Below are 13,754 nucleotides of genomic sequence, written 5' to 3'. Positions count from 1 at the left end.
GTCCTCAGGCTACACCGGCCCACAGCCACCGCAGCGCAATAAACAGCGCCAGTGCCAGCGTCGATGCCACCCACATCAGTCGAATCGTATGGGAAATGTCGTCTACCGAAATGTCGCGTTGCGCATCACCGATCCACGGTTTCTCAACGCGCTCGCCAAAGTAGTCATTAGGACCACCCAGACGAATGCCTAATGCCCCGGCTACGGATGCCTCTGACCACGCACAGTTTGGGCTGCTGTGGTTGTAGCGATCGCGCCAGCCAATCTGTAAAGCTCGCGAGCCGTCTTTACGGCATAAAAATGCCGCCACGCCCAGCAGCAGCCAGCTCAGTCTTGCAGGAATAAAGTTCGCGACATCGTCCAGACGCGCGCTGACCATACCGATAGCGCGGTATTTTTCATGTTTGTAGCCCACCATGGAGTCAAGGGTGTTTACCGCTTTGTAGGCCATCGCAAGGGGCGCACCGCCGAGAAGGAGAAAAAACAGCGGCGCGATAATGCCGTCTACGGTGTTTTCAGCCACGGTTTCCACCACCGCACGATTGATCTGTTGCGGTTGCAGTTGCGAGGTATCACGCCCCACTATCCACGACAGTTTTTCCCGACTCGCAGCAAGGTCACCGGCCCGTAGAGGACGTTCGACATCCTGTGCGGCATTCGCCAGGCATCGCCCGGCCAGCACGGTAAAGATCATCCATACCTCTACCACCCAACCCAACCAGGGATGAACAGATTTTGCCAGTACCAGCACGCCCCAGGACGCAGCCCAGGTCAGACCAACCACCACAATCCACATCACCGCGCCACCAATGCGCAGCGCACGGTCGCTATGACAATAACGCCGAATAACTCGCTGCACGGCAGAAATCAGATTGCCAATCCAGCGCACCGGATGCGGCCAGTTCTGCGGATCACCGATGATAAAATCAAGCAGCCAGGCAACACACCACGCAAGGATCGTCATAGCGCGCTCCTCGCGGCTGTCAGCCAGTGGCTAAGCATCTGCGGACGTTGAGCAAAATGAACGTGTAGATAGCTGGCGAAGGTGTTTCCGACCTGCCAGCCGCCAGACCAGGCTTGCAGCGTTTTACCATCGCGCACTTTGCGACAGTTCATCACCGCTGGTGTTTCAGGGGTAAAATCGGAATAGTGGAATTCATGCCCGCGCAGCACTTCGCCTTCTGCTGCTAACAATGTTTGTTGTGCGGCCTGCGCTTCGCAGTAGCCAAATCGGCTCAGACGTTTTCCCATTTTGCTGTGGCCGGGAATGATATCCGCCATCAGCCAGGTATCGCCGTTACTGTCCTCAAGCGAACTGCCGAGATACATCAGCCCCCCACACTCTGCGTAAATCGCGACGCCACGTTGATGCGCCGCTCGCAGTTGCTTCAGCATCGAGACATTGCGAGCCAGCGCCGCAGCGTGTAGCTCAGGATATCCACCACCTAACCAGATCATCTGACAGTCGGGTAAGCAGGTGTCGTGCAACGGGCTAAAACGAACAATATTAAGCCCCGTACGTTCCAGCAGCGTAATGTTGTCCGGGTAGTAGAAGTTGAAGGCTTCGTCATCGGCAATTGCAAGCGTTAGCCCTGCTCCAGCATCTGCGGCAGGCAGCGCGGGCCATTCGCCAGCAGGAAGATTGGTTGACTGGCTTAATGTCAGCAGTGCGTCAATATCAAGGGTTTGCTCCAGCGTGGCAGCAAACTCCTGCCACGGTTGCTGATTGATAACCGACTCACGTGCGGTGACTAAACCCAAATGTCGTTCGGGAAGGGCAACCCCATCCATACGGGGTACGTAACCTAAGACGGGTACATCGCAGTAACGTTCGATTGCGACTTTCAGTAACTGGTAATGCGTTTCGCTGTTAACCCGATTAACAATAACGCCAGCGATGTTCAGGGTGAGATCAAAATGCTGAAAACCCATTACCGTTGCGGCGATTGAGGTGGAAACGGCTTTGCCATCAACCAGTAAGATGACCGGACAGCCTAACTGTTTAGCCATCGCGGCGGTGCTGCAGTAGTTTGGGTCGGTACCATAGCCGTCATACAGCCCCATCACACCTTCAATAACAGCGATATCCGCATGTTGCATCTGCTCATTGAATAGAGCGTTCAGCGTGGGGACGGGAAGCATAAAGCTATCAAGATTGCGGGAAGCAGTACCGCATACCGCTGTATGCCAGCCGGTATCAAGGTAATCAGGACCCACTTTGCAAGGCTGGACGCGCAAACCGCGTTTTTTCAACAAGCTCAACAAGCCCAGCGTCACCGTGGTTTTACCACAGCCGCTTCCGGTACCTGCAAGAACAAATGCGTGAAAATTGGCCGCCATACCCTGATCCTGTTCAGGGTGGTAGGGGTGTAGAGATACCCAGTCTCTCGACTGTATGCATCTGAACCACCCACTTCCCACCGAAGTTGTTGGTAGTCACTGACAGGCAGGTCTTCTGGCTTAGCGTCATCCTCACCCGTCCTTCCCAATCTTGCGATCAGTGGTCCATACGGGGTCGTCAGCATCACAGCAGCGGGGGCTGCGGGGGATTCTCACCCCCTTCCCTACCACATATGTGGCAAACCTGTCAGTTCAAGAGCCTGGTTAATTAAGCTCTCTGTTATGAGGTAAATTCACGACCTCATGACAATAATTCAGTTTAATATCTTTCCGAATTCATTCAGCCAATTTCCTGGCCTTTTCCCACATATTCATACGTTCACTTTTTGAATGAAAGTATCAGCTAAGAATAAAGAAAGTCATTCACACAGACACTGTATCTCATCACAAAAATAAAAACTGGTGCAGTTTATCCCTCTAATACCATTATTTTGTTGCGCTATGACAATTTATTGGCAGCTGTCATTATTTTTCATTTTATAATGACGGACATAGCACCACATATCAAAAATCGGCAATAGCAAAATATTGCTATTTAAGCGGACTCTCCGCGTGAAATGACATTAATTTGCTGGCGAAATGCCTGCGGCGTAACCTGATACGTTTGACGGAACACTTTGCAAAAATAGCTGGTTTGCGAAAAGCCTAAATTACGCGCAATGCTGGCTATGCTCCAGTCACTGTGGCAAAGCAACTCTTTGGCACTTGCCATTCTCTGTTGGTTTACCCATGCGTTAAAACCGATACCCTGGTATTTTTTGAACAATTTGCTGAAATAGTACGGGCTAAGGAAAACATGAGAGGCAACATCTTCCAGACGCAACTCGTCTGATAAATGTGCATCAATGTAGCGCAGGGCTTTTTTCATTTTACTGTCATGGGGGTTGGTACTGCGGTTAGCGCGTACCGGCTCTGACTGCTGCGGGTTATCTTTGATAACAACAAAATTGAGTTGTTTCTTAAGGCAATTTTCGACGATGAGCTTGAGTAAATCCGCTGAGGCAATGACTCGAGAATAGTCCATCTCAGGAACATTACGGAACTCGTTGACCAGCTCTGGATCGGCTTGCCAGCGGTCATCGACGTTCAGAATATCAACGAGGCCTACATCGTTACTTAAGCGTACTTGTCCACAAAGCACAAACCCTACCAGGTGTCCCGCGATGACCAGCGGAATTGAGAAATCGGTAAGCCCGGCATGGCAGCGATAAATGCAGGGTTGATCGGACTTAGAGGCTTCCAACCCGCCACAGCGGTCGCTCATACGACAACGCGTACTATGCTGAGGATGCTGGCGCATCAACTGGCAAAAAGGAGTGAAATTAAAAAGCTCAGAAATTTCATCACCGTGAATATTGACAACCACAACAGCCAGACTGGTGGCCTGTGCAAAATCCTGTGCGATTTTATTAATGAGTTCTGAGTTCAGGGCACTCGCAGAAATCATGATAAAACCTCTCAGTTAATTTATTGTTATAAATAAAACATATTATTCACACATTCATTTTCATCTCGCGATCCAGCGCTCTGATGAAAGTCAGCATTGAACATAACAAAAGTCTCCCATTCTTGGGAGACTTTTTAAGCCGTTCAGGAAACCGGATCACGAAAACAGTTTTTACCTTTCAATAATAAACATCTTTCATGAAGCTAGCTCTCGTTTTCCTCCAACTTACACGAATTACACGGTAAATTTTTGCCAATAAAATAACGATAAATTGCTGCGCCCGCACAGGCGCCGATGATGGGAGCCACAATCGGCACGATGAAATAAGGGATATCGCGCCCGCCGGTCATCGCAACATCACCCCACCCGGCCATCCAGGCAAACAATTTAGGACCAAAATCACGTGCCGGATTCATCGCAAAGCCGGTAAGTGGACCGGTTGATGCGCCGATAACAGCAACCAGAATACCAATCAACAGTGGTGCCAGAGGGCCTTTGGGAACGCCGTTACCGTCGTCCGTTAGCGCCATAATCATCCCCATCAGAATGGAGGTAATCACCACTTCGACTAGTGCGGCCTGCCAGACACTCAGTGCGGCGGCAGGATACGTGCTAAAAATACTGGCAAGTTGCAGGCTTTCGAGACTGCCGCGTACCATTTGGTGGGCTGATTCATACTCAATAAATAAACTGCCGTACAACAAATAGGCCAGCATAGCGCCACCAAAGGCACCCGCTATCTGAGCGACAGAATAAGGTAGTACTTTACGACCAGGAAAACAGGCAAACAACCAAAGTGCGATGGTAATAGCGGGATTGAGATGGGCCCCAGAAATCCCGGCTGTCAGGTAAACTGCAAGCGAGATCCCCAAGCCCCATATGATGCAGATCTCCCACAATCCCAAACTGGCACCCGCGACCTTCAGGGCGCTCAGGCACCCAATACCAAAAAACAAAAATAGCCCGGTACCCAAAAACTCAGCAATACATTGCGCTCTTAGTGAATCGTTCATTGTGACACCTTCTAAGCAGAGTTCGTGTCTTTACCAGCGGACTCCTTGCTGGCAGGAAGATTACTTCAAGACTTACTATAAAAATCTGTATCGGCAAATTGTTGGCAATCTGCAAGCGACATACCCTTAAAAATCGTGTTGTGATAGCAAAATTTTGCTATCACCTTTATTAAAACAGGTGACAAAACGAGGATTCACCCTATTAAAAGTACATTTTCAAAATAATAAAATATTGCGAAAAGCAGAATTCCATTTTCAAACGATCATCACAATTTCATTTTTCTCGCATAGCAAATGATATTTAAACTGTCACTCAGAAAAGTGTAAATATGGAATTAACATAACCAAATAGTCATATCGATAAAGCTTAAAATAACTAACAAAAACAGGGCATTACAATAACTAACAGCAATTTTATCTCACCGTAACCCCACTATTTTTTCACTCTTACTTTCAACTCAGCCATTCTTTTTCCTCGCTTCTTTTTATAGTCATGAAAATCGGGACAACCCAGGCGAGGTCTTTATGCAACAAGAAGCGTTAGGAATGGTAGAAACCAAAGGCTTAACTGCAGCCATAGAGGCCGCAGATGCAATGGTGAAGTCAGCCAATGTAATGCTGGTCGGCTACGAAAAAATTGGTTCGGGGCTGGTAACAGTTATTGTCCGCGGCGATGTCGGCGCAGTCAAAGCAGCAACAGATGCCGGTGCCGCCGCAGCCCGTAATGTGGGAGAAGTGAAAGCCGTACACGTTATCCCACGCCCGCATACCGATGTAGAAAAAATCTTACCGAAGGGAATTAGCTAATGAGCAGCAATGAACTGGTTGAACAGATCATGGCGCAGGTGATTGCTCGCGTGGCAACGCCGGAACAGCAGGCTATCCCAGAAAATAATCACCCAACACGAGAAACGGCTATGGCAGAGAAAAGCTGCAGTTTAACGGAGTTTGTCGGTACCGCGATTGGCGACACCGTCGGTCTGGTAATCGCCAACGTAGACAGTGCCCTCTTGGACGCAATGAAACTTGAAAAACGCTATCGCTCCATTGGCATCCTTGGCGCCCGTACTGGTGCGGGTCCACACATCATGGCCGCTGATGAAGCGGTGAAAGCCACCAATACTGAAGTCGTCAGTATTGAGTTACCACGTGATACCAAAGGCGGCGCAGGTCATGGCTCGCTGATTATTCTTGGCGGCAACGATGTTTCCGACGTGAAACGCGGCATTGAAGTTGCACTGAAAGAACTGGATCGCACCTTTGGCGACGTTTATGCCAACGAAGCCGGTCACATCGAAATGCAGTACACCGCACGCGCCAGCTACGCGCTGGAAAAAGCCTTTGGCGCACCGATTGGTCGTGCCTGTGGCGTCATCGTCGGCGCACCAGCATCCGTTGGTGTCCTGATGGCTGATACTGCCCTGAAATCCGCCAACGTGGAAGTTGTGGCTTACAGCTCCCCTGCTCATGGCACCAGCTTCAGTAACGAAGCCATTCTGGTTATTTCGGGTGACTCTGGCGCTGTTCGTCAGGCTGTTATCTCCGCCCGTGAAATCGGTAAAACCGTACTCGGGACCCTCGGCTCAGAGCCGAAAAACGATCGTCCGTCCTACATCTGATATCAGTGAGGCTGATTCATGAGATCGAAAAGATTTGAAGCACTGGCGAAGCGCCCTGTGAATCAGGATGGCTTCGTTAAGGAGTGGATCGAAGAAGGCTTCATTGCGATGGAAAGCCCGAACGACCCCAAACCGTCGATTAAAATCGTCAACGGTACAGTCACTGAACTGGACGGTAAATCCGCTAGTGAATTTGACTTAATCGACCATTTTATTGCCCGCTATGGCATTAACCTGGCGCGCGCTGAAGAAGTCATGGCGATGGATTCGGTCAAACTGGCCAATATGCTTTGCGATCCTAACGTGAAGCGCAAAGACATTGTGCCGCTGACCACCGCAATGACGCCGGCAAAAATTGTCGAAGTCGTGTCCAATATGAACGTCGTTGAGATGATGATGGCCATGCAGAAAATGCGTGCTCGTCGTACACCATCTCAACAAGCGCACGTCACTAATGTCAAAGATAACCCCGTGCAAATTGCCGCTGATGCCGCTGAAGGCGCATGGCGTGGATTTGACGAACAGGAAACGACCGTTGCCGTTGCGCGTTATGCGCCATTTAACGCCATTGCGCTGTTAGTCGGCTCACAGGTTGGACGCCCGGGCGTGTTAACTCAGTGTTCTCTGGAAGAAGCAACCGAACTCAAACTCGGGATGCTAGGCCACACCTGCTACGCTGAAACCATCTCCGTCTATGGTACTGAACCCGTATTTACCGACGGCGATGACACGCCATGGTCTAAAGGCTTCCTCGCCTCATCCTACGCATCCCGTGGTCTGAAAATGCGCTTTACCTCCGGCTCTGGCTCAGAAGTTCAGATGGGTTACGCCGAAGGCAAATCGATGCTTTATCTGGAAGCCCGCTGTATTTACATCACCAAAGCTGCTGGCGTACAGGGTCTGCAAAACGGTTCCGTAAGCTGCATCGGAGTCCCTTCCGCCGTGCCGTCAGGAATTCGTGCAGTGCTGGCTGAAAACCTGATCTGCTCCTCTCTGGATCTGGAATGCGCCTCCAGCAACGACCAAACCTTTACCCACTCGGATATGCGTCGTACTGCGCGTCTACTGATGCAGTTCCTGCCGGGTACTGACTTCATTTCTTCTGGTTATTCCGCGGTGCCGAACTACGACAACATGTTTGCGGGTTCGAACGAGGATGCTGAAGATTTTGACGACTACAACGTTCTCCAGCGTGACCTGAAAGTAGACGGTGGTCTGCGCCCGGTTCGTGAAGAAGACGTTATCGCCATTCGTAACAAAGCGGCGCGTGCGCTGCAGGCCGTCTTTGCCGGGATGGGATTACCGCCAATCACTGATGAAGAAGTGGAAGCGGCGACCTACGCCCACGGTTCGAAAGATATGCCGGAACGTAACATCGTTGAAGATATCAAGTTTGCACAAGAGATCATCAACAAAAACCGTAACGGTCTGGAAGTGGTGAAAGCCCTTGCTCAGGGCGGATTTACCGATGTCGCTCAGGACATGCTCAACATCCAGAAAGCCAAGTTAACCGGGGATTACCTGCATACCTCCGCCATTATCGTTGGCGACGGACAGGTGCTATCCGCTGTCAATGATGTTAACGACTATGCCGGTCCGGCAACAGGTTATCGCCTGCAAGGCGAACGCTGGGAAGAGATCAAAAACATCCCTGGCGCACTTGATCCCAACGAGCTTGGCTAAGGGGTGAAAAATGGAAATTAATGAAAAACTGCTGCGTCAGATAATTGAAGATGTGTTGTCTGAAATGCAGACCAGCGACAAACCCGTCTCTTTCCGTGCATCTACAGCGGCAAGCGCACCTCAGGCTGCTACGGCACAGGGCGACAGCTTTCTGACCGAGATTGGTGAAGCCAAACAAGGCCAGCAACAGGACGAAGTGATTATTGCCGTAGGGCCGGCGTTTGGCCTGTCACAAACCGTCAATATTGTAGGGATCCCGCATAAGAATATCTTGCGCGAAGTGATTGCCGGTATTGAAGAAGAAGGCATTAAAGCGCGCGTTATCCGCTGCTTTAAATCCTCCGATGTGGCGTTTGTTGCCGTTGAGGGTAACCGTCTGAGCGGTTCCGGGATCTCTATTGGTATCCAGTCAAAAGGCACGACGGTTATCCACCAGCAGGGGTTACCGCCGCTTTCAAACCTGGAGCTGTTCCCTCAGGCACCGCTTCTGACGCTGGAAACCTATCGTCAGATCGGTAAAAACGCCGCGCGTTATGCCAAGCGTGAATCTCCGCAACCGGTCCCGACTCTGAATGACCAGATGGCTCGTCCTAAGTACCAGGCGAAATCAGCCATTCTGCACATTAAAGAGACCAAATACGTTGTGACAGGCAAAAACCCGCAGGAACTGCGCGTGGCGCTTTGATAAAGGATACCTCCATGAATACCGACGCAATTGAATCGATGGTTCGGGATGTGTTGAGCCGGATGAACAGCCTGCAAGGCGAGTCCGCGACTCCGCCCGCGGCGAGTTCATCAGCACATACCGCGAAAGTCACGGATTACCCTCTCGCGAATAAACATCCTGAGTGGGTAAAAACTGCGACCAACAAAACGCTGGACGACTTCACGCTTGAAAATGTTCTGAGCAACAAAGTGACCGCGCAGGACATGCGCATCACCCCTGAAACACTGCGCCTCCAGGCGGAAATCGCCAAAGATGCCGGACGTGACAGGCTGGCGATGAACTTTGAGCGCGCTGCCGAGCTAACCGCTGTTCCTGACGATCGCATTCTTGAGATCTACAACGCGCTGCGCCCGTACCGCTCAACAAAAGATGAGCTGATGGCTATCGCCGACGATCTCGAAAATCGTTATCAGGCAAAAATCTGTGCAGCTTTCGTTCGTGAAGCGGCAGCGCTGTACGTTGAGCGTAAAAAACTCAAAGGCGACGACTAACTCAGGGACAGGATCATGCGATATATAGCTGGCATTGACATAGGCAACTCATCAACGGAAGTCGCTCTGGCTACTCTGGATGAGTCTGGCGTGCTGAGCATCACCGGCAGCGCGCTGGCAGAAACCACCGGAATTAAGGGCACATTACGTAATGTGTTTGGCATTCAGGAGGCCCTTACGCTGGCGGCAAAAAACGCCGGTATCAATGTCAGCGATATTTCGCTCATCCGTATTAACGAAGCCACCCCGGTCATTGGCGACGTGGCGATGGAAACAATAACCGAAACCATCATCACTGAATCCACCATGATCGGCCATAACCCTAAAACACCGGGCGGTGTCGGGTTAGGCGTGGGCGTCACTATTACGCCGGAAGACCTTCTCAGTCGCCCGGCGGATACGCCCTATATTCTGGTGGTGTCATCGGCATTTGATTTCGCCGATGTTGCTACGATGATTAATGCCTCCGTCCGTGCCGGATACCAGTTGACTGGTGTTATTTTGCAGCAGGACGATGGTGTGTTGGTCAGTAATCGTCTGACTCATCCCCTGCCCATCGTCGATGAAGTCCTTCATATTGACCGTATCCCGTTGGGGATGCTGGCTGCCATTGAGGTCGCCGTACCAGGAAAGGTTATTGAAACGCTTTCTAACCCCTACGGTATTGCAACTGTCTTTGGCCTCAATGCCGATGAGACTAAAAACATTGTTCCGATGGCACGGGCGCTGATCGGCAACCGTTCAGCCGTGGTGGTGAAAACGCCGTCAGGTGATGTGAAAGCGCGAGCGATTCCTGCCGGAAATCTGGAGCTACAGTCTCAGGGTCGTACAGTACGGGTCGACGTTGCAGCGGGCGCCGAAGCGATTATGAAAGCGGTTGGTGAATGCCCGAAACTGGATAACGTTACTGGAGAAGCTGGCACCAATATTGGCGGCATGCTGGAGCATGTGCGCCAGACGATGGCTGAATTAACCAATAAACCCAGTCATGAAATTTTTATTCAGGATCTGCTGGCGGTCGATACCTCGGTTCCTGTCAGCGTGACGGGTGGACTTGCCGGTGAGTTCTCGCTGGAACAGGCTGTCGGCATAGCCTCCATGGTGAAATCAGACCGCCTGCAAATGGCGATGATTGCCCAGGAGATCACGCAAAAGCTCAACATTGACGTCCAGGTTGGCGGGGCCGAAGCCGAAGCTGCCATTCTGGGGGCCTTAACTACTCCGGGCACCACGCGACCACTGGCTATTCTGGACCTCGGCGCGGGTTCAACCGACGCTTCTATCATCAATCCTAAGGGCGAAATTATTGCCACGCACCTGGCGGGTGCAGGCGATATGGTCACGATGATCATTGCCCGTGAACTGGGTCTGGATGACCGTTACCTCGCGGAAGAGATTAAAAAGTATCCGTTGGCGAAAGTTGAGAGCTTGTTCCATCTTCGCCACGAAGACGGCAGCGTTCAGTTCTTCCCTACGCCTCTCCCGCCAACGGTTTTTGCGCGCGTGTGCGTAGTGAAGCCCGATGAACTGGTGCCACTGCCGGGTGAACTGGCGCTGGAGAAAGTACGAGCCATTCGTCGAAGTGCTAAGGAACGCGTTTTCGTTACTAACGCACTCAGAGCGCTACGTCAGGTGAGTCCGACCGGGAACATTCGGGATATTCCCTTTGTGGTACTGGTTGGCGGCTCATCCCTGGATTTTGAAGTTCCGCAGCTAGTCACCGATGCTCTGGCGCATTATCGACTGGTTGCCGGGCGCGGCAATATTCGTGGTACCGAAGGTCCGCGCAATGCGGTTGCGACAGGGCTGATTCTCTCCTGGCATAAGGCATTCGCTCATGGAAAGTAATCTCACCACGCCAGCCATCGTTATCTTCATCAGTGCTGACTGCGCTGACGTCTGGAACGACGTACTGCTGGGTATTGAAGAAGAAGGGATCCCCTTTGTGATTCAGGAGAGTGACTCAACTGACGTTATCCACAACGCATGGTTGGCCGCCTGCCAATCACCATTGCTGGTTGGTATTGGCTGTAGCCGTGAAAAACTGGTCGTGCATTACAAAAACTTACCCTCATCAGCACCGCTTTTTACGCTGACGTATCAACAAAATAGCCACGATCGCCGCAGCATTGGTAACAACGCTGCGCGGCTGGTTAAAGGCATTCCGTTCCGGGAATGCCACTCATAACCCACAGGAGAAAAGCAGTATGAATAACGCACTGGGACTGGTTGAAACAAAAGGGCTTGTCGGCGCTATTGAAGCCGCTGATGCCATGGTGAAATCCGCAAACGTGCAGTTGGTTGGTTACGAAAAAATCGGCTCTGGCCTCATCACCGTGATGGTTCGCGGTGATGTCGGTGCGGTGAAAGCAGCCGTAGATGCTGGAAGCGCAGCCGCAAGCGCCGTTGGTGAGGTGAAATCCTGCCACGTTATCCCGCGTCCGCACAGCGACGTTGAAGCCATTTTACCTAAATCCGCATAAGTCGTTGCAACCAAGGAGCACAGCGTGAAGCAATCACTGGGATTACTTGAAGTTAGTGGTCTGGCATTAGCCATCAGTTGCGCGGACGTCATGGCGAAAGCCGCCTCCATCACGCTGGTGGGCCTCGAAAAAACCAACGGCTCAGGCTGGACGGTGATCAAGATAATCGGGGATGTGGCCTCCGTCCAGGCGGCCATTTCCACCGGTGTCAGTTTCGCTGACCAGCGAGATGGACTGGTGGCCCACAAAGTCATTTCCAGACCCGGGGACGGGATCCTGTCGCATAGCGTTGTCCTGGAGCCTGAACCAACACCCGAACCCATACCAGCCATACCGCATGAAGAGATATTTGTAGACCATGCGGCACCCGAAGCACCGCAAGATGCAGAATTGATTAGCTGCAATTTGTGTCTTGATCCTGCCTGCCCTCGCCAAAAAGGTGAGCCGCGCACACTTTGTCTTCACTCCGGCAAACGAGGTGAAGCGTGATGGATAAACAGCAACTGGAAACCACTGTCGCTAAGGTTCTGGATGAAATGCGCGAGCGCCCGATTCCGCTGGGGATCTCTAATCGGCATATTCATCTGTGCGCTGAAGATTACGGTCGCTTGTTTCCCAATCACCCAATTAGTGAGAAAAAAGAGCTGCTGCAGCCAGGGCAATATGCAGCAGAGCAGACTGTCACGCTGGTGGGGCCAAAAGGTCAGTTAAAAAATGTGCGTTTACTCGGCCCGCTGCGCAATACCAGCCAGGTCGAAATTTCTCGTACCGACGCCCGCACGTTGGGAATTGCTGCTCCGCTGCGGATGTCGGGCAATATTCAGGGCACACCCGGTGTTCGTCTTGTCAGCCCATTTGCTGAACTGGAGTTAGCATCCGGGGTGATCGTTGCCCAACGGCATATCCATATGTCGCCGCTCGATGCTCTGATTCTGCGAGTTTCCCATGGTGATAAAGTCTCGGTCGCCATTAATGGCGATGAACGTCGACTGATTTTCGATAACGTCGCCGTACGCGTTTCGCCGGATATGCGCCTCGAAATGCATATCGATACAGACGAAGCCAATGCTGCAGGCGCTGATAATCCCCAGGCATTCGCCACACTGGTGACCTCACGATGAACAACGAACTGCTGCAACGCATTATCGAGGAGGTTGTTTCCCGATTAAAAAAACGCGCGGAAAGCACGCTCACTCTTAGCGTCGCGCAGTTACGGGAAATCGATTCACGGACAGTATGCTGCCAGTACTCATCGCTCCTTCTCCAGCAAGTGGACCTGCCATTACTGGAGCAAATTGCCGAAGGCTGCCCAGTCAACATGTCGGTGGTAACGATTCACGACGCGCTGGCATGCGGAGTCCGCGTGAAGATTTCACTACAACACCGATTGTTACCCGCAATCCCCGTGAAAAAACTCGCGCGTCTGCCGCTGGAATTCAGTGACGAACTGGGGCGAATCATCTTTTTGCATCCTGAGAAGCTTCTCAGCTATGCCGACGTCGCCCAATTGAGGGATGGCGTACTGGTGCTACGCCGTCGATGTGTCGTGACGGCTCTGGCTCAGGAAGCTGTCAGTCTGCGAAATGTCCAACTAATTAAGCAGGAGTGAGCTATGCATCTGGCACGGGTTACAGGCGTTGTGGTTTCCACGCAAAAATCTCCATCACTGGTGGGAAAAAAACTGTTGCTGGTACGTCGGGTAAGTGCTGACGGAGAGCTTCCTGCGTCCCCAGTGAGTGGAGATGAAGTCGCTGTTGATTCTGTCGGCGCGGGGACCGGCGAACTGGTATTACTCAGCAGCGGGTCAAGCGCCAGACACGTTTTTTCCGGCCCTAATGAGGCCATCGATCTGGCTATCGTCGGCATTGTCGACACGCTTTCTCGTTAGGAG

General features: G+C 51.8%; 16 protein-coding genes and 1 riboswitch. Of the genes, 12 read left to right on the top strand and 4 right to left on the bottom strand.

All coding sequences use genetic code 11. The features are described 5' to 3' along the window. Nucleotides 1-4 precede the first annotated feature (4 nt). The 4 genes from cbiB to pduF all read right to left on the bottom strand — a co-directional run bounded on the left by cbiB (nt 5) and on the right by pduF (nt 4,860). Nucleotides 5-964 carry an adenosylcobinamide-phosphate synthase CbiB gene (cbiB, locus tag OGV98_RS06550; RefSeq protein ID WP_106107199.1) on the bottom strand — a complete coding sequence of 320 codons (960 nt, stop codon included), beginning with the start codon at nt 962-964 and terminating at the stop codon, nt 5-7. Beyond that, nucleotides 961-2,340, bottom strand: a complete 1,380-nt coding sequence (locus OGV98_RS06545) for a cobyrinic acid a,c-diamide synthase CobB (protein WP_138828677.1) — start codon at nt 2,338-2,340, stop codon at nt 961-963. Before OGV98_RS06545 ends, cbiB begins: the two co-directional genes overlap by 4 nt. Before the next feature lie 88 nt (nt 2,341-2,428). Then, nucleotides 2,429-2,603, bottom strand: a riboswitch (cobalamin riboswitch). A 332-nt stretch (nt 2,604-2,935) separates the two neighbouring features. Beyond that, nucleotides 2,936-3,847 carry a transcriptional regulator PocR gene (pocR, locus tag OGV98_RS06540; RefSeq protein ID WP_003030260.1) on the bottom strand — a complete coding sequence of 304 codons (912 nt, stop codon included), beginning with the start codon at nt 3,845-3,847 and terminating at the stop codon, nt 2,936-2,938. Nucleotides 3,848-4,050: 203 nt separating this feature from the next. Next, nucleotides 4,051-4,860 carry a propanediol diffusion facilitator PduF gene (gene pduF / locus OGV98_RS06535; protein WP_003030258.1) on the bottom strand — a complete coding sequence of 270 codons (810 nt, stop codon included), beginning with the start codon at nt 4,858-4,860 and terminating at the stop codon, nt 4,051-4,053. A 525-nt stretch (nt 4,861-5,385) separates the two neighbouring features. Here pduF and pduA point away from each other — a divergent pair. From pduA to OGV98_RS06475, 12 genes are read left to right on the top strand one after another with little or no spacing between them, the layout of a single operon-like run. Next, nucleotides 5,386-5,667, top strand: a complete 282-nt coding sequence (gene pduA, locus OGV98_RS06530; RefSeq protein WP_003030255.1) for a propanediol utilization microcompartment protein PduA — start codon at nt 5,386-5,388, stop codon at nt 5,665-5,667. Then, nucleotides 5,667-6,479, top strand: coding sequence for a propanediol utilization microcompartment protein PduB (gene pduB, locus OGV98_RS06525; RefSeq protein ID WP_003030252.1), 813 nt, complete (start codon nt 5,667-5,669; stop codon nt 6,477-6,479). Before pduA ends, pduB begins: the two co-directional genes overlap by 1 nt. 18 nt (nt 6,480-6,497) lie before the next feature. Beyond that, nucleotides 6,498-8,162, top strand: a complete 1,665-nt coding sequence (gene pduC / locus OGV98_RS06520; protein ID WP_136346068.1) for a propanediol dehydratase large subunit PduC — start codon at nt 6,498-6,500, stop codon at nt 8,160-8,162. Nucleotides 8,163-8,172: 10 nt separating this feature from the next. After that, nucleotides 8,173-8,847 carry a propanediol dehydratase medium subunit PduD gene (gene pduD / locus OGV98_RS06515; RefSeq protein WP_032936764.1) on the top strand — a complete coding sequence of 225 codons (675 nt, stop codon included), beginning with the start codon at nt 8,173-8,175 and terminating at the stop codon, nt 8,845-8,847. Between the two features lie 14 nt (nt 8,848-8,861). Beyond that, the gene (gene pduE, locus OGV98_RS06510) at nt 8,862-9,380 is read left to right on the top strand and encodes a propanediol dehydratase small subunit PduE (protein ID WP_003030243.1); all 519 of its coding nucleotides are present in this window, start codon (nt 8,862-8,864) and stop codon (nt 9,378-9,380) included. Between the two features lie 15 nt (nt 9,381-9,395). After that, nucleotides 9,396-11,228 (top strand): diol dehydratase reactivase subunit alpha, encoded by a 1,833-nt coding sequence (locus tag OGV98_RS06505; RefSeq protein ID WP_003839013.1) that lies wholly within the window; start codon nt 9,396-9,398, stop codon nt 11,226-11,228. After that, a complete protein-coding gene (locus OGV98_RS06500) occupies nt 11,218-11,568 on the top strand; it encodes a glycerol dehydratase reactivase beta/small subunit family protein (protein WP_049002268.1) in 351 nt (116 codons plus the stop codon). Before OGV98_RS06505 ends, OGV98_RS06500 begins: the two co-directional genes overlap by 11 nt. A gap of 19 nt (nt 11,569-11,587) precedes the next feature. Beyond that, nucleotides 11,588-11,863, top strand: a complete 276-nt coding sequence (gene pduJ, locus OGV98_RS06495) for a propanediol utilization microcompartment protein PduJ (protein WP_001057752.1) — start codon at nt 11,588-11,590, stop codon at nt 11,861-11,863. A 24-nt stretch (nt 11,864-11,887) separates the two neighbouring features. After that, nucleotides 11,888-12,352 carry a BMC domain-containing protein gene (locus OGV98_RS06490; protein ID WP_016150574.1) on the top strand — a complete coding sequence of 155 codons (465 nt, stop codon included), beginning with the start codon at nt 11,888-11,890 and terminating at the stop codon, nt 12,350-12,352. Further along, nucleotides 12,352-12,984, top strand: coding sequence for a phosphate propanoyltransferase (locus OGV98_RS06485; RefSeq protein ID WP_003030214.1), 633 nt, complete (start codon nt 12,352-12,354; stop codon nt 12,982-12,984). The genes OGV98_RS06490 and OGV98_RS06485 overlap by 1 nt, the downstream gene beginning before the upstream one ends. Continuing rightward, nucleotides 12,981-13,472, top strand: a complete 492-nt coding sequence (pduM, locus tag OGV98_RS06480) for a microcompartment protein PduM (RefSeq protein WP_044711266.1) — start codon at nt 12,981-12,983, stop codon at nt 13,470-13,472. The genes OGV98_RS06485 and pduM overlap by 4 nt, the downstream gene beginning before the upstream one ends. A gap of 3 nt (nt 13,473-13,475) precedes the next feature. After that, the gene (locus OGV98_RS06475) at nt 13,476-13,751 is read left to right on the top strand and encodes a EutN/CcmL family microcompartment protein (RefSeq protein WP_003030211.1); all 276 of its coding nucleotides are present in this window, start codon (nt 13,476-13,478) and stop codon (nt 13,749-13,751) included. Nucleotides 13,752-13,754: the final 3 nt, after the last annotated feature.

The organism is Citrobacter sp. Cf136 (assembly GCF_030333815.1).
In the GTDB taxonomy this organism is placed as follows: Bacteria; Pseudomonadota; Gammaproteobacteria; order Enterobacterales; family Enterobacteriaceae; genus Citrobacter; species Citrobacter freundii.
This window is presented reverse-complemented; position numbering and strand designations above follow the sequence as displayed.

Coding starts and splice junctions, on each gene's coding strand:
- cbiB (WP_106107199.1), bottom strand. CDS start 964: ATGACGATCCTTGCGTGGTGTGTTGCCTGGCTGCTTGATTTTATCATC.
- OGV98_RS06545 (WP_138828677.1), bottom strand. CDS start 2,340: ATGGCGGCCAATTTTCACGCATTTGTTCTTGCAGGTACCGGAAGCGGC.
- pocR (WP_003030260.1), bottom strand. CDS start 3,847: ATGATTTCTGCGAGTGCCCTGAACTCAGAACTCATTAATAAAATCGCA.
- pduF (WP_003030258.1), bottom strand. CDS start 4,860: ATGAACGATTCACTAAGAGCGCAATGTATTGCTGAGTTTTTGGGTACC.
- pduA (WP_003030255.1), top strand. CDS start 5,386: ATGCAACAAGAAGCGTTAGGAATGGTAGAAACCAAAGGCTTAACTGCA.
- pduB (WP_003030252.1), top strand. CDS start 5,667: ATGAGCAGCAATGAACTGGTTGAACAGATCATGGCGCAGGTGATTGCT.
- pduC (WP_136346068.1), top strand. CDS start 6,498: ATGAGATCGAAAAGATTTGAAGCACTGGCGAAGCGCCCTGTGAATCAG.
- pduD (WP_032936764.1), top strand. CDS start 8,173: ATGGAAATTAATGAAAAACTGCTGCGTCAGATAATTGAAGATGTGTTG.
- pduE (WP_003030243.1), top strand. CDS start 8,862: ATGAATACCGACGCAATTGAATCGATGGTTCGGGATGTGTTGAGCCGG.
- OGV98_RS06505 (WP_003839013.1), top strand. CDS start 9,396: ATGCGATATATAGCTGGCATTGACATAGGCAACTCATCAACGGAAGTC.
- OGV98_RS06500 (WP_049002268.1), top strand. CDS start 11,218: ATGGAAAGTAATCTCACCACGCCAGCCATCGTTATCTTCATCAGTGCT.
- pduJ (WP_001057752.1), top strand. CDS start 11,588: ATGAATAACGCACTGGGACTGGTTGAAACAAAAGGGCTTGTCGGCGCT.
- OGV98_RS06485 (WP_003030214.1), top strand. CDS start 12,352: ATGGATAAACAGCAACTGGAAACCACTGTCGCTAAGGTTCTGGATGAA.
- pduM (WP_044711266.1), top strand. CDS start 12,981: ATGAACAACGAACTGCTGCAACGCATTATCGAGGAGGTTGTTTCCCGA.
- OGV98_RS06475 (WP_003030211.1), top strand. CDS start 13,476: ATGCATCTGGCACGGGTTACAGGCGTTGTGGTTTCCACGCAAAAATCT.